Source organism: Phytoactinopolyspora halophila, from assembly GCF_003287285.1.
Taxonomy (GTDB): Bacteria; Actinomycetota; Actinomycetes; order Jiangellales; family Jiangellaceae; genus Phytoactinopolyspora_A; species Phytoactinopolyspora_A halophila.
Window position 1 is genome coordinate 38210 of the sequence record NZ_QMIG01000017.1, and the last position, 22991, is coordinate 61200.

Sequence of the window (22991 nt, forward strand, 5' to 3'; positions counted from 1 at the left end):
CAAGCGGAAATGGCCTTGGTGGTCTCCCACTCCGAGGAGCCGTCACCAGGGCGCTCCATCACCAGCCGAACAACGCTATCCTCGGCGTCCTGTTGTTCTGCGCCTGAGATCTATTAGATATTTGGGCAAGGGAATCGAAGATCTCTTCGGACGTCTTGCATCAGCCGAACCGACGGGCATGTCTTCCACCGCTCGATCCACGCCCTCCTCGTTCTCCAGTGCCGCCACGCTCCCGTGCACGCCGCGGCGAGCAGGCTGGGCGGTAAGCCAGGCGGACCAGCACTCAACCTGGTTGAGTGGGGTGAAGGAGGTGTAAGTTAGGGCGCCCGGCTAGCCACTGCCGCGCCATTAGAGTCTTCTGCATGGCCTAGTGTCGCGTGTCGTAAATGGCCTTAGGGTTGGTGTTTGAAACCATGCAGCTTGGCGAATCGTGCTGCCCCGGCGTTGATGCTGCGTGATCGTGACCGTGCCGAGCTGCAGCGGTGGACGCGCGTGTCGACCGCGCCGGCGGGGCTGGTGCGGGGGCGCGGATTGTGTTGATGGCTGCCGACGGTGTGGCTAACGAGCGGATCGCGACGAGCGTGGGCGTGTCGGTGCCGACGGTGCTCACCTGGCGGGGCCGGTATCAGAGATCGGGCCTGGCGGGCCTCGGCGACGCCGCTCGCTCGGGGCGTGCGCGCAGCGTGGATCACCGGGCGATCGTGACCGCGACACTGACGCCTCCGCCGAAGAAGGTCGGGGTCACACACTGGTCTTCGCGACTGCTCGCGGCGAGGTTAAAGGTCAGCCCGGCCACGGTGGCGCGCGCGTGGCGGTCCTACGGGATCCAGCCGTGGCGGGCCGAGTCGTTCCGGTTCTCCACCGATCCCGAGCTGGTGGGCAAGGTCACCGATGTGGTCGGGCTGTACCTGGCCCCGCCGCAGAACGCGGTCGTGCTGTGTGTGGACGAGACGTCGCAGATCCAGGCGCTGGATCGCAGCCAGCCGGTTCTGCCGATGCAACCGGGACGGGTCGAGCGGCGTTCGCATGACTCCGTCCGACACGGCACCTCGACTCTGTTCGCCGCGCTGGACATCGCGACCGGGCAGGTCACCGCCACGCTCAAGCCGCGGCACCGCCGCCAGGAGTTCCTCGCGTTCTGCAAGCAGGTCGCCCGCGCCTACCCCACTGGCGAGCTGCACCTGGTGATGGACAACTACGCAGCGCACAAGACACCCGAAATGCGCGCCTGGCTGGAGGCGAACCCGCGCATACACGTCCACTTCACCCCCCGACTCACGCCTCCTGGATGAACCTCGTCGAGGTCTGGTTCGGCCTCATCGAGCGCCAAGCCCATCCGCCGCGGCGTGTTCACCTCCGTCAAAGACCTCAACACCAAGATCCGCGTCTTCATCGACGGCTGGAACAACCGATCCCACCCCTTCATCTGGACCAAGACCGCCGAACAAATCCTCGCCAAGGCCAACCCTCAGAAGACTTCAAAGACGAACCACTAGTTGTCGCGGACCAGAGCGTTGTCCAGCCCATTCGGTGTCGCCATGTCGATGCCGACCAGGACACTCCTGCACTCCGCGGCGCGGTCGCAGCGACGCAGCTCGGCGACGAGGCCGTCGGAGACGTTGAACCTGGCAAATAGACTCACAGTTCCATGGCGGACGTAGCCCTCGATGCAGAACTCGCCATGCCTGGCACCATCGCCAGCACCGGCCGGAGCGGTCAAGGGCCTACGCCATAGACATCGGTTCCCCCACGCTCGACGCCGCTCACCTGCAGTTTTGGGCCTCTCAAGCCCGCAAGGCTCCACCGTGAGAGAACTTACGTTCATCAAACTCATTTCAGGCGTAAGAAATCAATCGCGTGCGATCGCCATCGAATTGTCCTTGTTGGTACAAGATCATATACTTCATATCACGACAACGCACTAAGTCCGCATCTCCCAACCCGTAACCCACTGCAATATTTCTACAATCCGGACATCTGCATTTGTCGTGACTCAACGTCGTCGAGACTCCCGTTCGTTCAAATCTATTCACTCAGACTTGTTTCCAAAAAATTAATTGAACGAAACTTCTCTTTTTCTAGTCTCCTTGATACATGACTCCAATCTATCTTCTCTTCCAAACGTTCCTCGGTTATCTCGTCCGCCGACAAGATCATTCGAGATCTCAATCCGAGTATCTCAAGCAGTGAGCGGAATCGCTCAATGCCCCTTTCCGAATTTCCATATATGAAAAATTCTTTGCCAAATAAAATTGAGAATACGCAGCCATGAAACGAATCCGTCACGACGTACCGAGCATCTCGAAAACTCCGTAGCCACGATTCTACAGACGAAATTTCAACTTCTGAATATGACCCGCCTTCGTCTCCTGCCCGACCGGTATCTACTACTCCAAAATCTATGAAATTCGAAATCCTCCCAACGGCATCCATCTTGTCGTCTGTCACATCAAGCATATAACTAAAAACACTCGAATTAGCTTCCTCCTTACCGAAATCATCAAGCAACTCCTCGTAGTCGGAACAATCGAGCAACATCGTTGGATCTAACACCTGTTCGGCGTTAACACCCAGGTACTCTCGGCAAAAGAATACAGCGCTGGCCTCCCTAACTGACACGGCGTCAAACCGCTTCGCCAGCCTCGAGCATACCTCGGTCTCCTCTCTACAGAGCTCCCATCGATCCGTCCCAAATGAAGCCGCATATGCCAACCGCCTAACCGTCCAATCTTCTGCAAAGTGCAAAAAAACATTCGCCATCGAAGTCCGCAGTGCATGCCGCACGTACTCAGGTCGCCATATCTGATCGCTTCCTACAACTATCGCCTCCAAGTCATTCTGATGGAGCTCTGCCATATTCGAAGAAGAAATATGTTGGCCAATATGCTGATCGATAAATAGTTTAGTATTTATCCATTTGTCTTCCGCGCTAGCACTCGACTCGATGACCGACGCATACCTTCTTCCATTGCTCGATTCTTCTGAATCAGTTGAAGGCAAATTTTGCTCCCTAATCCAATGATCTCGGTTAATTATCCACACATCATGCCCCCTCCGTCGTAGAAATTCTTGCAGTGCATAAACCTGAATTATCCCTCCATAGTTAGTATGCAAAGGAAGGGTGAGAATTCCGATCTTCATTTCACTATCTCCTTCCAACATGAACTATCTGGTACATTCGCCTAGCGCACACCCGCGCCAGCACAAGTTGAGAAGACGCTCATATTGAGTACCAAGAACGTAAAGTAATTCAAATGAGGTTACTTTCAGATCGGAATCCATTACCCAAATTGCCGGATATCGCGCTGCCACCCTGATAGCTATTACATAAACCGATGCACTAATGTCTCGCTTAAAACTTCTGGTCGCGGATTCGTCTCATTCATCCGCCCACGATCTTTATACATTGCTCCGATGTAATCTGATCATCTACACATGCCTCGTACTGTTGCAGGCAACATGTCAGGTACGCCAGAGGGCCGTCTTCGGCGGAATCGAGCTCACGGTCAACGCCACGCTGCACTATTCCTTCCACGACGCCCAGTTGTACTGGCTCGCGCCCCATCCTCTCCCACAAATTGCACATGCCGTTAACCTAAACGCCATGTGCAACCGGCGAATAAGATCGACTCGAGACGTAAGCCAATCACAATCTATGCTGACGATCTAGCACATGCCTTACTATTGAGGTATCGTAGATTGCGCAGCCGAAATTCTTCGAGACAAAGGCTTGACGATATGCATGGCATACTCAACAATATTTCTACACATGATCTTTGAACAAGGAACTATGGTCTTACCCAAATCGCATCAGAATAGGCACGATAAGCTAATCTCAACTAAATAGCGTTCCCGCCTTATTAAGTTTATATATTAACGATTATCTTTACTATTTTCTAAAGTCGAAAAGTTGTCCATTTTCGAAAGCTTCAACTTTCAAATATGGAATCCGTCTCGTCCCACCGTACGATGCGTACTTGACCGCGGCTTAGACTCTTCGCCCGTGCTAGTGGCTGTCGACTATTTCGTAATTCTTCTAACGTTTCACCGTCCAACTTGCCTAAGTAGGCGTAACTCAGGATGGATACCGAAAACGTATTTCGCCACTCAAATTATCTCGGAGTAATCCAACCTTAGGTAAGGAGTCCGAACTATGAGCTACAGCGAAGCCGGAATTCATGATCATATTGAACACCTACTGTCCCAACTGGACCTGGAACAAAAAGTTCGGCTCGTGAGTGGCTCTGGCCTGTGGAGGACCTGCGGCGAGGCCCAGATTGGGCTACGTCCGATCGTACTATCCGACGGCCCGTCAGGCGTACGTGGAGAACGGCCTTTCGACGAGCGAGATCCTTCCGTTTGCCTTCCTTGCCCATCGGCCCTAGCCGCGACATGGGATGAGGATCTAATGGCTCGCCTCACCGAGCTCGTTGCCACGGAAGCGCTACGGAAGGGAGCACGGGCCGTGCTTGGCCCCACGATTAACATTCACCGAAGCCCGCTCAGCGGGCGACATTTCGAGTGCTTCTCCGAAGACCCGTTACTTACAGCTCGTATGGCAGTTGTCTATGTTCGAACGTTACAGTCTTTTGGCATCAGCTCTGCCCCCAAACACTACGTCGCAAACGATTCCGAGACTGACCGATTCACGGTGGATGTTCAGGTAGATGAATGCACACTACGCGAACTGTACCTTAAGCCGTTCGAATACGTGGTATCCGCAGGCGCTTGGATGCTGATGGCGGCCTACAATAGCGTTAACGGCTACACGATGACGGAGAGCCCACTGCTGTCCGATCCCTTGAAGGGCGAGTGGGGTTTTGATGGTGTGGTCGTTTCAGACTGGACAGCTGTACGGTCCACTGAAACCGCCGGCAGGGCCGGTACGGACCTCGCCATGCCAGGACCTTCTGCTGAATGGGGCCAACCGCTCGTCACTGCCGTGAAGGAAGAGCGAGTTCCCGAAGCTGCAATCGACGACAAGGTACGTCGAATCTTGCGACTGGCCTGTCGGGTGGGGGCTGTCGAAGGTGTAGAACGGGCCGTTTTGGCGTTTCCTAACGTCGCCGATTCGGGCGGACTCCTACGAGAAGCCGCAGCTAGCTCGATGGTCTTAATTCACAACCCTGATGAGCTGTTGCCATTAGACGCGAATGACTTACGTCGAATAGCGGTAATCGGGCCGAATGCTGAGAGATCACAAATACAAGGTGGAGGAAGTGCCGGAGTTACGCCTACCTATTCAATCTCGGCACTGGAAGGTATACGAGCAGCGGTCGGACAATGTGTTGAAGTAGCCCATCATAAGGGAGTTGACGTCGGAGGGACTCTACGACCCGCTCCAACAGAGGCGTTCGTGAATCTCCACACCGGAGAGCATGGTTTCCAGGTCCAGTTCCTTGACGCCTCTGGCACTGTGGTCGACGTTGAGAACCGCCGTGCGACGACCCTCATATGGACATTGGCCGAACTTTCCGACGTAAAAACCATTGAAGCACGTGCCCGCTTTCGCGCACCTGGTAATGGCAAACACACGCTCGGCGTTGCCGGAAGGGGACACTATGTGGTCGAAGCTTCAGGAGAAGTGTTAATCGACGATTTCGCTAAGCCACGAGATGACTTCGCGGCTGAAGCCCCCACCTACCTTGATGGCGAGTTGATGCTTAACCAGGATCAGCAAGTCGATATAACAGTGAAGTACGAGGTTCCCACTACCGGCCAAATCGCTGAGATTATCATCGCCCTCAAGGAACCGACATGGCCGGACGACGAATCTATTGCATCCTCAGCACGCCTTGCTCAGATGGCTGACGCCGCCATCGTCGTCGTTGGTACCACGGCGTCAGACGAGAGCGAAGGAGCCGATCGTACGACTCTCTCGCTTCCTGGTCGCCAGGACGATCTTGTGTATGCCGTCGCGGCAGCAAACCCTCGCACAGTCGTTGTGGTCAATTCCGGTGCGCCAATTCTCATGCCATGGCACCTTGACGTTGCCTCAGTCCTCATCAGCTGGTTCCCGGGACAAGAGTTCGGAAATGCACTTGCCGACGTACTCTTTGGTGCCCGGGAACCCAACGGTCGGCTACCAACTACATGGTGGAACTACCAAGACGAGTCGATCTTGCCGCAAACTTGCCCTCAAGATGGCCGTCTAAACTATACTGAGGGCATACATATTGGCTATCGTACCCCAATTACAGTAAGAGAGCAGCCTGCGTATCCTTTCGGACACGGGTTAGGATATACGACATGGGAATACTTATCGATCGAAACTGCCGAGAAACTTGACATTGGGCAAGCAACGTGGGTGCATATTCAAGTTTCCAATACCGGCAGACGAACCGGACGAGAAGTGGTGCAGGTATACCTCCAGAGAACGGACTCTGCATACCAGCGACCACGCATCTGGCTGGCCGGTTTCGCACCGGTCGTGGCACAACCTGGCGAAATGGTCGAAGTAGCGGTGGAGCTTGAAGCCCGGGTCTTCGAACACTGGTCTCCCATGTCCCGCCGCTGGGAGATTGAGCCAGGCACATTCACGGTACTTGGCGGCCGATCCGCCGTCGATCTGCGTCTCCACACGGAGATAACATTTGACAGCAAGGTAGTTCCTTGAGCCGGCGTTTCACATCGAAGCTGACAAAGGCCATGGGCCCCGTTGAATCTCATTGTGCTAGTCGTGGTGGGAATTCGAGCTACGTCAATCACCAACAGGCGGAGCTCCTGCATGGCTGCGGTTGACCGAGATCCACGGTCGTACCGGGAGCTACACATGCTTCACATCTGCCCGCTGACTGTCCGCCATGGCATATAACGCTCCCAACAGAACTGTGTGCGTAACCCCGAACAGCACCTTCCTGGCTACCCGATCCGATCGTCGACCACATACCATCCCGCTCAAACAACCGTCACCTGCTCAGCATGAACCTACCGCCGGTCCCAGGCTGATCGGCCTTCGCCTTCACGACTCCGCCAGCGCCGGCTGGAGCCATACCGAACCTTATCGCCGCCCGCGCCCGCGAGGTCGTCCACTCTTTCGGCCGCTCGCAACCTATTCGGATTCGCCGACAACGGTTCCCGAGGAATCGGTAGCGCCATTCAGATCTCGCTCCCCTGCCGCGACGCTCATCTTTACCCCGCCCAGAAGGCTGCGCCTCTTCTCCGTCGGTAGCCAATAGAGACGCCGGCCCAAAGCGATCCTTAGGCCGCATTAAGAACACAAAACGGCAAAAATGAACCTAAGAAATTCGGCGTAAGAGAACTTACATACGGCTCCGAGATATAGATGTGACGAAATCACTCATACCTATCTTCCCCGTTCCGCGAAAAGGCCACATTACATGTCGAATACTCGTCTAGGATCATACTAGTGATTCAAGAATCTTCACTGCACAAGCCGTCCCATTCTCTGCACGGACCCTAGCACCAAGTTGTTCGGCCCGATATGACATGACACGGTCCGTCACAGCCCGATTAATAGCCTGGGCCAGGTCTTCAGATGTGAGTCGTCTTTGTGGTTGTGGAGCACTTGCAACTCCAATCTCATAGAGACGCCGCGCGTTGAACGGTTGATCGACAATGAAAGGGCACAGGACCTGTGGACGACCCGACGCAAGCGCTATGCTCATGGTGCCTGCACCTCCATGATGCACAATTGCTCTCGTGCGCGGAAATAGCCAGTCGTGTTGAGTCTCATTTATACATAAGACTTTCTCACCAAAAGCTTCTGGTTCAATGGCCCCCCAGCCAGTCGCAACAATGGCGCGAACATCAACCCGTTTGAGTGCCTCGGCCACAATACGGGTAGTATGCTCAGGATTCGATCCAACCATGCTGCCGAATCCCACGTATACGGGAGAATCACCAGACGCCAGAAAATCTCTCAAGTCCTGATTTGGTTCGAATTCGTGGCTGTTTGGCAGACGCCAAAAGCCCGTTGTATGGACCCAACTGGGGTAATCCAACGGACTGGGCAAAACAACTGGGCTAAATGCTTGCAATACTGTTACAGGTCCTCCATCAGGTCGTCGCAGAATATCGTGGCGGTTTCGTCGCAAGTCCAATCCCAAGGTCTCTTGACGCCACCTGTCGATAGCTCTCCGGAGGAGTGCATTCATCACCAAATTTGTCGGAAACGCCTTGGTGATCGAATAGGACGCGCGATTGATCACGCGAGATGAGCCGAATCGGAAGGCTGGATGAGCAAAAGAGCTAGTTGGAACCCAAGAAGGATGCAAGCACACAGGCACCGCCGGCACGGCCAACTTTTCAGCTACGTGATGAGCTGGAAGAGTCGCGTGATGGACGATAACATCTGCTCCTTCATCAGCCGCAGCTGAGATATTCTCGAGGCCACCCACCATCGAGGAAGCGTCTTCCCCGAATAGCCGAATAGTTCGCTTTAGGCGCGTCAGAGTATGCCTGTCAGCATCCCATACCAGGGCTCGATATTCCGAACCTGTCAACAATCGATTGAGCTTGTTATTCAGTGGCTTGGTACGAATATTGTACGCTTCCGCAAGAGGGGACAATGCATCAGGCAAAGCAAGCGTGACTTCATGACCAGCCCTTACAAGTTCGATCGCGAGCGCGACAAAGGGTTGTATATCGCCCCGCGTTCCGTTGGTCAGGAGCAAAACCTTCATTTTCGCTTTTCCTTCCCGATATCCAATCGCCCGCGCACAAGCGGCACTTTCTAATATGGTTAAGTCAAAACAGAACTCACTCAATGCCTGAAGACTTTACATAATGCGCTTGATAGAACTAATCAAATCTAACGCTTGGCGGAGTGAATTACAGAGTATTGAGTTCGCAAATTTATTCACTACCTATTCGTTGAGTTCCTGCACACATTGAAATCAACATGCCTTTCCGGCCGTCCCATTGCAAAAAGCTGGGAAGCTGTAGTCATAACTCCTTATGTAAGCGATGAGTGGCTAGGCGAAAAGAACGCAATTGGCTCGTGTAATCAAATATCTCAGGACGGCGAATACTTTCAAAAGGGGGCTATTTCCGCGCCCGCAATATTACATTACTCCAGCAATCCGACGGAGATAATAGTATAGATGAAGAGCGAAACTAGGTAGACTGGCGAAATACCCAGCACTTCTAACGGCTCATTCTGGGGCTGACGGGCATCTCGCCATGACACTATACTGGCCCTGGGGAGATGTACCGTTTCGACACACGCCGCCCTCGTAGTTCGCTCGTAATTTGCGCTTTACTACGACTGAGAGCAGCTGACGGCGATCGAGAATTGACCCTTGGATGAGTTCTTTCAAGAATAGCCGGTAAGGTGTGGACGAATTATCGTCTCTTGGCTCGTAAAAGTTGCCTTTGATTGCGATGAATTTAGTTGACGAGGTAGGACCTGTGCTCGCTCCAGGGGCGGTAATCGTGAGTACCCCGCTGGAACGAGCCAACGCCTCGTTCAGCTAACGATGAGAGGGGTAGGTGCGAACAAGTGGACGAGTTCGAAGCTGAAGGGACGGAACCAACCCTGTCCGTCACCGCGCCGGCACCCGCGCAGCCTCAGTGCAACTCTGCCTACCAACCGTCCGAGCCGGTCGACTTCTGAGGCCGTCAACCCTTCGCGCTTCGACTGCGAACATTACTGCATGTCCGGCCGGGCGGGCCGAGATACCTAGACACCGGTGGACCGGCTGGCGCAGTGGAAAATTCTCCGGAGTGTGCTGGAGGTGCTGATCGACGAACATGTGCGCGATCGGTTTCTCCACACAGCGGGGAGGACGGCGTGACCAGTTTCGATCAGGCGGAGACTGGCGCAAGGCTTGGGAAGCTGAATTCGACACGATGATGGGAATTTCGAGATCCTGACCAACGCCGTTGCGGAAGCTATCGATCTTGCAGGAATCGGTCGAACGGGTTTGACGACGGTGCGAATGAACAGGTTGGACGCCGGGATGGAGACTTCACGCAAACTGGTCGCATGGTGCAATAGTGGTCTGTGTGACTTGCCCCGATAGGATCGGGTCCCACGCTACCCATAAGTGGTTGAATGAGCTTCCCGATGAACGCGCGTGTGGCGCGAGATGCGTGTGGCGCGAGATGAGAGATCGTCGTTCCCCGTGCAATCCTCCAGATCGTCGCCGCACATAAAAAGGTGGCCCTGTTAGGGTCCGCCCGGCACCAAAGAAGTTTCAGAAGACCGTCAGGCGCAAATCACGTCGTCCGTCTCTGGACTCCGCCACAAAGGGCCTGTCTCGTCTCTCCTCATCTCCTTGGTCCCCGCACATCGCTCCGCCCTCACCATTCAACGACTTCTACCGGGGAAGTGACACGCCGACTCGTGACCAACGCCAGCTCGGTCTGCCAGTTCCGGCGTCTCATTTTCACACACCTCCGCCGCCTTCCAGCAACGACCCCGAAATGAGCATCCGATCTCATCTGCCCTCACATCATCCGCACCACCTTCGAGAACCACCCGTTGTTTTGCTTCCCGGTCTCTCGGATCGCTCACCGGAACCGCCGACAACAAGGCCTCTGTATATGGATGTGACGGATTCTCATAGATATCACGAGGCGCACCTATCTCCACAAGTTCACCGAAATACATGACCGCCACACGATCGCATACATGTCGCACGACCGAAAGATCATGCGAAATAAGTAAATAGGACAGCGATAATTGTTTCCGCAAACTCTCGAGTAGCTCAATCACTTGTGCCTGGATAGATACATCCAGAGCAGACAACGGCTCGTCCAATACCAACAGCCGCGGGTTCAGTGCCAAAGCCCTGGCAATACATATTCTTTGTCTCTGTCCTCCCGAAAATTCATGTGGATATCTCCGGCCGTGTTCCGGTTCCAACCCCACAAGCGCCAGAAGTTCATCCACCCTCTCCGCTCTTTCGCGAGCACCATAAGCACCATGCACCTGGAGAGGTTCCGCCACAATTGCACGGACCGTCATTCGAGGATTTAAAGACGAGAAGGGATCTTGCAGGACGATCTGCATCTCTCGGCGAAGTTTTCGAATATCCCTCTTACTCAATTGAGTAACGTCATTGCCATCGAAGATAATTCGACCCTTACTTGGCTGAATAAGCCCAAGTATCGCCATGCCGGTCGTCGACTTTCCGCAACCCGATTCACCCACAAGACCCAACGCCTCACCGGCCAAAAGGTCGAAACTCACGTCATGCACCGCAGAAACTGTACCCAATTTTCGCCGCAGAACACTTGAAAGTATCGGATACTCAACGGATAGTCCCTCGACGCGCAACAGTTTTTGACGATCGGGACTCGGAGAAATTGAATCTGTCTCAATGAGCTCCATCATAAGCTTCACCCCAGCCACCAGCACCAGTCAGCACTAATCACCTATCAAAGATGTCGAGTTCATCCAACTCCCTTGAGAAATGGCACGCCGATAGTCGTTCGCTCCCGCTATTTGTTTCCTGCAACGGCGGTTCTAGCTCTCGGCACAACTGTCTATCGTGTGAAAGCGAACAGCGTGGATGAAACGCACATCCTTCTGGCAGCTCCACCAAGCTGGGCATCTGCCCACTGATCGATCTCAACTCATCGCTTTGATCACCGATCCTGGGCAAACTCTCAAGGAGGGCACGTGTATAAGGATGGCGGGGACTGGCAAACAATTCAACAACACCCGCAGACTCCACAATTTTCCCCGCATACATGACCAAGACTCTATCTGCAAGTTCTGCCACAAGACCTAGGTCATGTGTAATTAAAACGATTGCTCCCCCCGTTTCTTTTTGCACTAGACGCAACACGTCAATAATCTGAGCCTGTATCGTCATGTCCAGCGCTGTCGTCGGCTCGTCCGCAATGAGCAATCTCGGCCTATTCGCCATTGCCATCGCGATCATCGCGCGCTGACGCATTCCGCCCGAATACTGGTGCGGATACTGCTTGCACCGGAGTTCCGGATTTGGCACCCCAACCATGGATAGCAGGGTAATAGACCGCGACCATGCCCACCGCCGCGTCGCCCGCTCGTCATGCACGCGTATAGCTTCTGAAATTTGATCCCCAATCGTCTTCACCGGATTAAATGATGCCATAGGATCTTGAAATATTACCGAAATATCTTTACCGCGCACCTCTCGAAGTTCACGTTCGCCAAGATTCAGCAAATCTCGACCACCGAACTCCGCATGACCGCTGTTCACAATGGCAACGTCTTGCCGCATCAGACCAAGAAGCGTATTGACACTCACACTCTTGCCAGAACCCGATTCACCCACAATAGCTAGGACTTCTCCATCGTAGATATCCCAGCCAATGTTCCTTACCGCTTGAACTAACCCTTCATCCGACCTCAACGACACTGATAGATCTCTCACGGACAATAGAGGTTCTCTTTCGGCACCCCTCTTTTCTCTCGCTTCCGCCATCTCATTCATAGTCGCTGCCTCGGGTCGAATGCATCACGTAAGCCATCCCCCATGAAATTTATCGACAAAACTGTCGCAGCTATTGCTACCCCTGGCGGCAGCCAAAGCCACGGCATCTCCTGAAGTATTGTCATCGACTGTGCCGCCTGCAGCATGCCACCCCATGTAGCATTTGGCCGTTCCACTCCGAGTCCTAAAAACGATAGGGCCGCTTCAAGTAAGATGGCATTCGCGCTAAGCAGGGTTGCCACCACGGTCAATGGAGGCAAAACTGGCCCAATCATGTGCCGACGTACAATCGCCAAACTACCGGAACCCATCGCACGCGCCGAGAGGACGTAGTCCATCTCACGAACCGACAACGACACCTGACGCACGATGCGACACGCAGTCGGCCATTCGAATGCGGCAATCACTACTATTATCGTCGTTACGCTTGGGCCCAGGATAGCCACCAACAGCAAGATCACTACCAGCGGCGGGAACGAGAGAAATACGTCAACGACCCTCATAATAATCGCGTCAACCCAGCCGCGAAAAATTCCCGCGATCAGTCCGAGCAACGTCCCTAGACCCGTCGCCGAAACGGCCGCTGCAATTCCGACGGTCAGTGACACTCGTGCTCCGTGCAAAAGTCGGCTCAAGACGTCTCTTCCCGCCGAATCCGTCCCCAACCAATGAGCACCACTCGGTGGCTCACGATATGCCGCCGTATTTACAGCATTAGGATCATACGGAGAGATAAGGGGAGCTAGGACGGCTAGGAGTAGCAGAAGTGACAGGAGCAAGACGCTTGCCATCGCTAGGCGATGATGCCTGAAACGCCTTATAGCGAGCCGAGACGGCGATAGCGCCTGTCCCGCCCGCCCGTTTCCTCCTTTCTGCACCTCCCTTTCCCGCCGCCGACCTATGCCTTCTTCGTCGCTCCTACCTGCCACCGGAACGGCCGTTTGCACGTTCTCACTCATAGTCGAATCCTCGGATCAAGCGCTGCCGCAGTTACGTCAGCGAGAAGATTGAATAGCACGACAAAGACTGCGCTTATAAAGACGATCGCAACTATAACGGGATAATCTCTGCCCATGATGGACTCAAATGTCAGTCGTCCTAACCCCGGCCAAGAGAAAATTGTCTCAATCACAAGTAGTCCTGTCAGCAATATTGGTACTTGGATTGCAATCACCGTTGTCAGTGGAATAAGCGCATTTCTCAGTCCGTGTCCAAAAACCACCTTCATCCAAGGCACGCCTTTGGCTCTCGCAGTAGTTATGTAGTCCTGTCTTATTACCTCAAGCATACTCTGTCGCGTATACCGCACATACGGTCCAATCAAATTGATTGCAAGCACTAATGCCGGCAGGATCAAATGGTGGACACGATCTAATGCCGACGGATTACTCGCAGCCAGCGTACGCATTCCACCTGTTGGGAATATTCCTAATGATATTGAGAATATATATATTGCCATGAGGCCTAAGAAGAAGTTCGGAATTGACACCGCCATCATACTCGTCACACTTGAAAGATAATCAAACCACGAATTCTGCTTCAGCGCCGCAAACGTACCCAACAATACGCCAATGATCAGAGCAATAGATAACGCGGTTATCGCCAATATTGCCGTCGGTCCAATTCGCTCGAAGATCATGTCAGCTACCGGAGTATTTCGCCGGAACGAATGTCCGAGGTTTCCTTGCAGTACCTCACCTATCCATGCAGCGAACTGTACAAATATGGGCTTATCTAGACCCAACTCTGAGCGACGCTGTTCAATATACTCCGGAGATGCTGTCGCCAGCTCCTCCGGACTCATCAGTGCCCTAACCGGATCTCCAGGTAACATCTGAACGAATATGAACGAGATTCCCAAGATCCCGAACAAGACCGGCACCGAAATGAGGAGGCGTCGTCCGACATAGCTGAGCAATTCTTGCTCCTCTTCGCTATCGCTACACCTTCCTATGTGTCCTCCATATACTTCGACGAACACACAGGAAGGTGTCAGCTTATTGCCTCATGTGCTCTCGCCCTATTCCTCCCAGGACCAATCTCCAATTTCGCGAACCCGCGTCTCCGGATTGACACCATCTAATCGCGCATCGTGAGCCACGATGTTGTCGGGTATTATCATCCAGATATTGGGCACGTCTTCATTCAAAATACGAAAGGCATCTTTATATATCCTGGCCCGTTCTTCTTGATCAGTTTCACTCGAACCGGCTGACCAGAGATCATCTAATTCCTCATTACAGTAGTGTCCTCGATTCGCGCCCATTGGGAAGTGCTTGTCGCAGGCGGTCAGTTCTCGGACGAAATTGGGATCAACTGCGAAATTGCCGCCTGCACCCTCCCAGCCATGAAATGACTCCGGTGATTCTTCATTTCGCTCATTCATAGTCGGCAGGTCGACGTTCTCAATCGTCCAATTTATCCCCACATCTGCCATGTTAGCCTGCGCTATCTCCAGGGCCCGGTCTCGCGGCCCCCCTGGTTCGCTCCAACTCAGAAATATGAGTTCGTTCTCCGAATTCCAATCAGCCTGTTTAAGAAGCTCTTTCGCACGCTCCGGATCATAGTCATACACAGTTATTCCAGAGTCCGGAAGTGCCCATTCCGGAGCGATGTGTGGAATATTGGTTTCGGGAACTGTGCAGAAACCATTAAAGGCGGCCTCGCAGATCCCTTTCCGGTCTATTGCATGAGCCATGGCCTGACGCACTCGTTCATCGAGCAGAGGCTCGTTGTACATCAACCCCCATACAGGGGATTGCGAGACTCCTGTCGTTGATTGAATCTCGACGTGCTCAAATTCCGCAATTCGGTCCGCATCGGAAGGATCGACCCTGTCATAATAATGGAGCTCTCCGGTTTCCAGTTGGGCGTTAGCAACATCGCCCGGTAGATATTTGATAAATAGGCGACTAAAGCCTGCTTCTCCCAAGGACCACTGATCGCTGCGCTCAAGTTCGATATGCTGACCTGATTCCCATTCCACGAACTTATACGGGCCATTTGACACAGGAAAGCTCGAAAAGTATTCGTGATCATTAAGATCGTCGTGTGGCACGTCTCCAAGGACGTGCTCCGGAACGACAAAGATCCGTTCCCTCGCCATATCTTGCAACCATACAGATGGGCTCTCAAGCTCGATTACCACCGTATGTTCATCTGGCGTAGTCAGACCTGCTATCTCTTCCGTCTCGCCGCTAAGGAATTCCTCTGCTCCTACTACACCTGCCAGTGATCCGGCTCGTACGCTGACCTGTGGATCTAAATTGTGTTCTAGCGTAAGCGCGACATCAGCTGACGTTACCGCAGTGCCGTCGGTCCATTCCAGGCCCGAATTCATCTCTAGGGTTACGGTCAGACCGTCGTCTGACACCTCCCATGATTCCAGGAGCTCGGAGTGCCATTCGCCGGCCGAGTCGACCCAGATAAGTGGCGTGAGTATCGCTGCAAAAACCGGTTCTTTACCACCGTGCGAATCGTACGGCAAGAGATCGGGAGGTTCGTCCGGATTTCCTAACTGCAGCGTTTGCTCGCTCCCCGATTCTGCACCTCCGTCGCTTGTATCATTGTCATTAGGACCACTACATGCGGCGATTATCAAGATAGACACCGCCGCGGGTGCTAGGCCTAGGGCTCCGAGGTTCATGCCGTCACGCTCCCTTCTTAGCGGGCAGACGATTAAAGTCGAGTATCCGCTAGAGCGCTATCCGCTCACTCAGCGTGTAATACATCCGCTCCTTATAGCCTTTGTATATTCGCCCCGACTGGGCTCAGCCCACGATGGTTTTATTCAACAAAATATACATTTTATTCATAGTAGAAACTGGCTGATTCCGTGTCAATCGTTGACGCGCAATATTGGCTCGCTGTGATTGTTTCGTCACCCAAGGCCCTCGTAGTAATGAGAGGGTGGAATATTTGCATGACTGACATGATGAATGTCTGCTACGTCTACTTATGTCGCCCTCCGCTCGTTCTGCATGAAACGGTGGCTATGTTCGCGTGAAATTTGTCAGCTATTTTTGTTTTTGCCGAATTGATCTATATGTGATCTTAACAATCGCTTCTCATTCCGCGACATCTGATATTCCGTAACTTACGAGGCTTGAGTGCTGGACAATTGGGGCGGTCTCGATAATGCAGGCCGTGACAGTGATCTGCCTATATGCAGGATACACGGTTATTATGGAATTTCGTGCATCCTGGTCAAGCTGCCTAGAAGTGACGTTCATTTCCTTATCTGGCATTATTACTTCAGCTCAGTCGAATGGCGCGTCATCGGGTTGTGATCGCTTGCGATACCCAAACTGAAACTACGGCAATATCTCAGAGATTTGATGCCGATGCAACACTTATTTTGGCTATATAATCGGTCTTTCGTGCATAACAGCCGCAGGCCAGTTTGATCGGTGCCGCTGTGTTTGATTGGTGGAATAGACGATGCTGTCTAATATAGCTTGAACACCTTGTGCGTGCGTGCGGTGCAGCCCTTTGAAGATGAGAGAAAGGTAGTAATTTTTAATCCAAAAATGACTTCGAAATACTCGAGGCAGGTCACGATCATTCAAGGCTTTACGTATTTTTTATATCTTTGGATCTCGGTGGAATTCCAAGAAATATTTTCGCGATCCCAAGCACTTGACACATGGCAGACAACATATATGCTTGTAGATATGAGGTGTTCATTCGAACGGCACCTCAGATCTCATCAAAATGGCCACGCTTCCGGACAAATTTGATGAGATGAACTCCTCTTGCGGCCCAAAGAGGGCCACTTTTGTAAGAGTAGTTTCCACCCGAAGCGGTCCGGGTCGATCCCTTTAATGATTGGCCCGGACCGTTCATTTTGCGGTGCGCGAGCCATCGATACGGCTATTCCGCCGTCCCGCCCGCATTCGTGTCCTTGAGGTCTGGGAAATACTCAACTGCGTCCGCAGCGTGAATAGCGAACCGATCTCTTGATCGGGCGGTATCTGCGACGCCACACCACACAACACTTCGTCTGATGGTGTCGCGGCGACCTTCTCGTCGATCTTCCGCCGAATTTGTGAATCCCCATGCCGGCACATTCTAGAGAGTCAATGGTCGACGTGCGCAACAGGGCTACGGACTGCCGCTCCCCACCGCGTCATCGTGCGTCACGCCGACCTCACCACGGCCCCGATCGCCGACGCGGACCGGCAATCGGGGCCGTGGCTTTTGGCGCTGACGGGGCGCCAGCTCTTAGATGGCGCAGGTATAGCGCGCCTGACCTGGCTCGGCTTCGAATGTCTGGCCGTCTGGCAGTACCACGCGGGCGTTCGTTCCCGGGGGCACCGTGATGTCCAGGACGAACGTTCCGTCGTCGATCTGCCATCCGGACCGGAGAAGGCCGTAAGGGCTTTCGTGTTGGGTGTTCGCCCACGTCAACCCGCCACCGGGCATCGGCGAAATCTCGAAACGGCAATAGCCAGGGCCATCATCGAGTAGTTTGATGCCCCCAACGTACCTGTGCAGGAACGAGATCACGGCGCCCTTGCTGTAGTGGTTGAGCGACAGCAGTGCGTAGCCGTTCTCATCGACCCCACCCCAGTCTTCCCAGATAGTGGTGGCATCACGGTCGATCATGGTCAGCCAGGACGGTTCCGTGCTCTGGAACAGCAGCTCGTAGGCGACGTTGGGGTAGCCGGTTTCCGCCAGTACCGGCAGCAAGTAGGGAGTGGACAGGAATCCCGTCGTCAGGTGCGTGCCGGACTTGCGGATCAGGTCTACGAGCCGCCGGGCCGTCTGCGCGCGAAGCTTTTCGGGCACGAGATCGAAGGCGAGGGCACGCACGTGGCTGGCCTGGCTGTCCACGACGAGCGAGCCACTGGCGTCGATGAATTCGGTCTGCCAGGCGAGCCTGGTTGCGGCAGCAACACCCGCGTACCAGCCGGCATACTCGTACTCGTCCAGGAGCAAGGAGGTTTCGGCCAGCAGACGCGCCGAACGGTGCAGGTAGGCAGTGGCCACCTCCGAATGATCGGTGTCGGCGAGCTTGGCCATGATGCCGGGATCCCAGGTGTCCGGTTCGAGCCACTCACCCCAGTGGTAACCGGTGTCCCAGAGCCAGCGCTCATGGTCGAGCGGCGTGACGCGCTTGGCCACCCGGTCCTCGTGACGCCGTTCGTTGGCGGCGCGTACTCCGTAGTCGACCCAGGCCATCATTGAGTCATACTGTTCAGCCAGGATCCCCACATCGCCATACGCTCGATAGATTTCCCACGGCACGACGACGGCGGCGTCCCCCCACCCCGCACTGCCGTGGGCGAATCCCAGCTTGTTCGCGTACCAACTGGAGATCGTTTCGGGCACACAGCTGCTGACCCGGCCATCGCCGCGCTGCTCGGACACGAGATCGTACAGCCACTTCGTGGAGAAGCCCGCGACGTCGTAGATGAACGCGGCAGCTCCCACGAAGATCTGCCAGTCGCCCGTCCAGCCGGCGCGTTCCCGGGTCGGGCAGTCCGTGGGGATGTCACATGCGTTGCCACGGAAGCTCCACACGGCGGCTTCGTGTAGCCGGTTGAGGCGATCGTCGCTGCATTCGAACCAGCCGGTACGGCGCATGTCCGTATGGACGACGACGCCTGTCACGTCATCTGGTGTCAGTTCCCCCTGATGGCCCTCGACGCGTACGTAGCGGAACCCATGGGTGGTGTGTCGCGGCTCGAACGTTTCACCCGGCTCACCGGCAGATGTCACCTGGTCCGTCTGGAACGGCGCGGAGAGGTTGGCGAATTCCGGATCGTCAAATGTCGGGTCGGTCTCGATCCCGACGACCAGCATGTTCTCTTGTGTGACATCGCCGTACGCATCGAGCGCTTCGCCATACGTCAAGGTGAGCCTTGTCCCGGCCGGTCCGAGGTTCGTCATCCGGACCCAGCCATTGATGTTCTGCCCCAGGTCGACGACTCGCACGCCGGGCCGCGGTTCGGTGATCTCTACCGGACGTATCTCTTCGACCCGCCGCACCGGTGGAGCAGACGGCCCGCGCAGGCGTTCGAGGTCGTACTCACCCACCACGACAGGTGACCAGCCCTCTGGCGCCGCTCCGGGCGTGCACCAGCCGTTGATGCGTCTGCGCAGATCTACGGCCTGTCCCTGGATGAGGTCGGCCGCCTTGATCTCGCCGGTGCGACATGTCCAGTCGGGGCCGGTTCCGACGGACGTGACCAGTCCGTCGGTGTGGTGCACGTTCAGCTGGGCGAGCAGGGCGATGCTGTCGCCATAGAGATTCGTCAGGCGCAGGCCACCGTTCTGGCCACGGAACCAACCATCCGAGACGATGGCGCCGATGGCATTCTCCCCTGGCAGCAGCAACTCGGTGACGTCGTACGTCTGAACCTGCAGGGTGGTCGGGTAGCTTGTGAATCCTGGTGTCAGTTCGGCGTCTCCCACCCGGACGCCGTTGATGAACACTTCGTAGATTCCATGCGCCGTCACGTACAGCCGTGCACTGTCGATCGTGTCCTCGAGCGTGACGACATGGCGGAACAGGTATGCCGGCCGGGGCGTGCTGTGACGCACGTGGTCGTCTTCGAGGGGTTCGATCCACCTCGCTGTCCAGTCCTCAGGCGACAGCAAGCCCGTTTCCCACCACGACGGCTCTGCCCAGTCAGACACGCCGGCGTCGGTCCAGACCCGCACCGTCCAGTGAACGCGCTCGGCCGAGTCCAGTGCCCTCCCCCTGTAGGGCACCAGTACAGAGCTGCTTGATTCCACCTTGCCGGAATCCCATTCTCCGGCTCGCACCTGGTAGGCCAGCTGCTCGCGAGCGTCGGCAGGAAGTCGCCATGACAACCGTGGGTTGCGACACGTGAGACCTATGGGTTGATCGAGATGCTCGACCCGCAGATGCGTCGGAGCGTTCATGCAATCCCCTTCTTATCTCTTGTGTTGTGCGCATCCAGCGGCCTGGATCGGCATGAGCGACACAGTATGGCAACTCGATCTAGACTCACCGTGTACGCGTTGAAGAAATGCTTTCGTCGTAGAATGAGACGGTAGTAATCCCCATCCCGAGGGTCAAGCGAATCGACGGAGAAATGTGGATCATCTTGACCGCATCAGAAAACTGGCCCCCACCACGCCGTTATCAACGACCGATTCGGGCCGCGCCACCCGTGATGGAAGGCGATTCCGAATCGATGACTGGCCCCTACCGTGAGTCACTGACCAGCACTGACGGGATGCACGCCAACCCTGAACGCGTCACTCAATGTCAGCAATCGCCACGACCCCCCTTGACGAGCCGGTCAGCCAGCCGTAGTCTCTCGCTTAAGAAACCGCTGTTTCTCATTAAGAAATGAGATGGCGAACCTTTTGTATTGGTAGTTGACAGAACGATTGCTTTTGAGGTGCTGAAGACCCAGTGTGCGGGTGGGTTGCACATTGAGTTCGCCGAGCAATCAACGACAACCAGATCGACGTCATCTCGTTTTCGTTGACGTCGTTCCACTCGTCGATATCGACAAACACGTCATACATCGATATACGACGCGCGACGGCGAGGGAGTGAAGCCAGGAACCATGGCTGACCGATCCACACCCGGGACTGTGACTCGTCCGCTAGCCGGCGACGTCGTCCTGACCGCCATCTCCGGTCCGGAACCGGGGCCGACGCTGGCGGTGCTTGGCGGTGTCCACGGTGATGAGGACGAAGGGGTTCTCGCCGTACAGCGCGTCACGAAGGAGGTGAGTGCACAACCACAACGACTACGTCGGGGGACCATTCTCGCTATTGCTCGTGCGAATCCATCCGGGTGGGCAGCACAAGACCGTCACAGCCCCGTCGACGGCTCCAACCTCGCCCGGAGCTTTCCCGGATCCCCCGATGACGGGCCCACGGCGGCGATAGCATCCGCGATCACGACGGATGTCCTGGCTGAAAGCGATGCACTGATCGATTTGCACTCAGCAGGTCTGCGCTATCGCATGCCGTTGATGGTCGGCTACTGCGAAGACACCTCGGAGCACAAACGCTCGCGAGAGCTGGCCGAGGCCTTCGCGGTGCCGACCATCTGGGTCCACCCCACAGGGGCAGCGGGCCGTTCCCTCTCGGCCGCTGCCCAGCTCGGCGTACCCGCCATTTACGCGGAATGTTCCGGCGGCGGCAGCATCCGGGCGCACGAACTCGACGCCTATACACGTGGAGTTTTCAACGTCATGACTCACTTGGGAATGTCTTCGGACACCCTCGATATGCCCACCCGGCCACCACGCTGGGTGCGCGGAGATGGTGATCTCGACGACGGTTTTCAGGCAACCCATCACGGCTTCTTCGTCTCCTCGGCCGCCGTCGGTGAATTCACCGCCGCGAATAGCGAGATCGGCCGTTTCTACGACTTCGATGGAAACTTCCTGCATTACGTGAACGCTCATGCCGACGGCGTGCTGATGTTTCTCCGCCGTCAGGCTCGTACCCAGGCTGGCGACGTGCTGTTCGTCCTGGCCCAACCTTCCGACATGCACGAGGCATACACATGACCGGACGTTCATCCGGAATCAGCCGATTCGCTAGCGACCTTCCCAAGGTCGATCGATTCGTCACGCTCGGCGAGGGCAACACCCCTCTCGTGCCGCTCGACAAGCTCGCTCACGAGCTCGGCGTCGCCAAGCTCTCCGCGAAGCTGGAGTTCACCAATCCGACCGGCTCGTACAAGGATCGGGTCGCGGCCATGTCCATCTCGCTCGCCGTGCAGCGAGGCAGGCGCGGCTGGGTGGCGACGTCGTCGGGGAATGCCGGGCTGGCCATGGCTGCCTACGGCACGCGAGCCGCCCTGCCGGGTTTCCTATGCATGGTCGCCAACGCGCCGTCGCACAAGTGGCTGCCGCTGACGCCGTATCCCGTCGGCCTCATCTCCGTCGAAGGAACCGGCCACAACGGTTCAAGTTCGGTCTCGACGAGGATGCTCGCACAGATCGAGCGGGCGGCCGACGAGTACGACCTGTTCCTCGCAATCACCGCGCACGTCTTCAACCCGGACGGCATGCGTGGCGTGGACACGATCGGCTACGAGCTCGCCGAACAGACGACGGACCCCACCTGCGTCTACGTTCCCACGGGCGGAGGCGGGCTGATCTCCGCTGTCTCCCGGGGATTGTTCTCCCGGGACATGCCCGTGGCGGTGATCGCTTGCCAGCCAGCCGGGTGCGCCCCGATCGTCCACTACGTCAGAAACGAGATCGACACTCCGCAGATCGAGAGTTGCCTGAGCCAGATCTCCGGTCTCCAGCTTCCCGACCCACCCGACGGGTATCTCGCCGCGGAAGCCATCCGGGAGTCCTGGGGGTGGGGCACCAGCGCCACTGACCACGAGATCCTTGCCGCGCAACAGCGGCTCGCCGCCACCGAAGGAATCTCGGTCGAGCCTGCTGCCGCCGCCGGACTGGCCGCCCTCATCAACGACATCGACAGCGGGATGGTCGGTGACGAGGACCATCCCATCCTCATCTTGACCGGCGCCGGCTGGAAGGACCCCCAACGTCCCCGCCACTCGTCGCAACAATGCCCGATGGTCAAGGTCAAAGACATCGAAAACTACATCGAAACCTGGCAGCGCCACATCTGATCGCTCA

General features: G+C 55.7%; 12 protein-coding genes and 1 pseudogene. 4 read left to right on the top strand and 9 right to left on the bottom strand.

Features of this window, described 5'->3' with window-relative positions; translation table 11 throughout:
• Positions 1–447 precede the first annotated feature (447 nt).
• Positions 448–1496: pseudogene (locus DPM12_RS15135) on the top strand (IS630 family transposase).
• On the opposite strand, the gene DPM12_RS15140 reads toward DPM12_RS15135, so the two are convergent.
• Positions 1493–1642 carry a hypothetical protein gene (locus DPM12_RS15140; RefSeq protein WP_158542909.1) on the bottom strand — a complete coding sequence of 50 codons (150 nt, stop codon included), beginning with the start codon at positions 1640–1642 and terminating at the stop codon, positions 1493–1495. The pseudogene DPM12_RS15135 and the gene DPM12_RS15140 sit on opposite strands and share 4 nt — an antisense overlap.
• Positions 1643–2025: 383 nt before the next feature.
• On the bottom strand, positions 2026–3141 hold the full coding sequence (locus tag DPM12_RS15145) for a polysaccharide pyruvyl transferase family protein (RefSeq protein WP_158542910.1): 1116 nt from the start codon (positions 3139–3141) through the stop codon (positions 2026–2028).
• Positions 3142–4153: 1012 nt separating this feature from the next.
• Between DPM12_RS15145 and DPM12_RS15150 the strand changes: the two genes are divergently transcribed.
• Complete coding sequence (locus DPM12_RS15150) at positions 4154–6616, top strand: beta-glucosidase family protein (RefSeq protein WP_211659015.1); 2463 nt, start codon at positions 4154–4156, stop codon at positions 6614–6616.
• A gap of 745 nt (positions 6617–7361) precedes the next feature.
• Here the strand turns inward: DPM12_RS15150 and DPM12_RS15155 are convergent.
• From DPM12_RS15155 to DPM12_RS15185, 7 genes are all read right to left on the bottom strand, one after another.
• Complete coding sequence (locus DPM12_RS15155; RefSeq protein WP_123788406.1) at positions 7362–8729, bottom strand: glycosyltransferase; 1368 nt, start codon at positions 8727–8729, stop codon at positions 7362–7364.
• Between the two features lie 1544 nt (positions 8730–10273).
• The gene (locus DPM12_RS15160; RefSeq protein WP_211659016.1) at positions 10274–11302 is read right to left on the bottom strand and encodes an ABC transporter ATP-binding protein; all 1029 of its coding nucleotides are present in this window, start codon (positions 11300–11302) and stop codon (positions 10274–10276) included.
• Positions 11303–11339: 37 nt separating this feature from the next.
• Entirely contained in the window at positions 11340–12392 is a 1053-nt protein-coding gene (locus DPM12_RS15165) for an ABC transporter ATP-binding protein (RefSeq protein WP_170313706.1), read from the bottom strand.
• Positions 12389–13351 carry an oligopeptide ABC transporter permease gene (gene opp4C / locus DPM12_RS24320; RefSeq protein ID WP_112259180.1) on the bottom strand — a complete coding sequence of 321 codons (963 nt, stop codon included), beginning with the start codon at positions 13349–13351 and terminating at the stop codon, positions 12389–12391. The genes DPM12_RS15165 and opp4C overlap by 4 nt, the downstream gene beginning before the upstream one ends.
• Positions 13348–14373: an ABC transporter permease gene (locus DPM12_RS15175; RefSeq protein ID WP_211659017.1), complete on the bottom strand. Its 1026-nt coding sequence runs from the start codon at positions 14371–14373 to the stop codon at positions 13348–13350. The genes opp4C and DPM12_RS15175 overlap by 4 nt, the downstream gene beginning before the upstream one ends.
• Positions 14374–14412: 39 nt before the next feature.
• A complete protein-coding gene (locus tag DPM12_RS15180) occupies positions 14413–16038 on the bottom strand; it encodes an ABC transporter substrate-binding protein (RefSeq protein ID WP_112259182.1) in 1626 nt (541 codons plus the stop codon).
• Between the two features lie 1577 nt (positions 16039–17615).
• A complete protein-coding gene (locus DPM12_RS15185; protein WP_112259183.1) occupies positions 17616–20285 on the bottom strand; it encodes a family 78 glycoside hydrolase catalytic domain in 2670 nt (889 codons plus the stop codon).
• Between the two features lie 684 nt (positions 20286–20969).
• On the opposite strand from DPM12_RS15185, the gene DPM12_RS15190 reads away from it, so the two are divergent.
• Positions 20970–21899, top strand: a complete 930-nt coding sequence (locus tag DPM12_RS15190) for a succinylglutamate desuccinylase/aspartoacylase family protein (protein WP_158542911.1) — start codon at positions 20970–20972, stop codon at positions 21897–21899.
• Positions 21896–22984 (top strand): pyridoxal-phosphate dependent enzyme, encoded by a 1089-nt coding sequence (locus DPM12_RS15195; protein WP_112259185.1) that lies wholly within the window; start codon positions 21896–21898, stop codon positions 22982–22984. Before DPM12_RS15190 ends, DPM12_RS15195 begins: the two co-directional genes overlap by 4 nt.
• Positions 22985–22991: the final 7 nt, after the last annotated feature.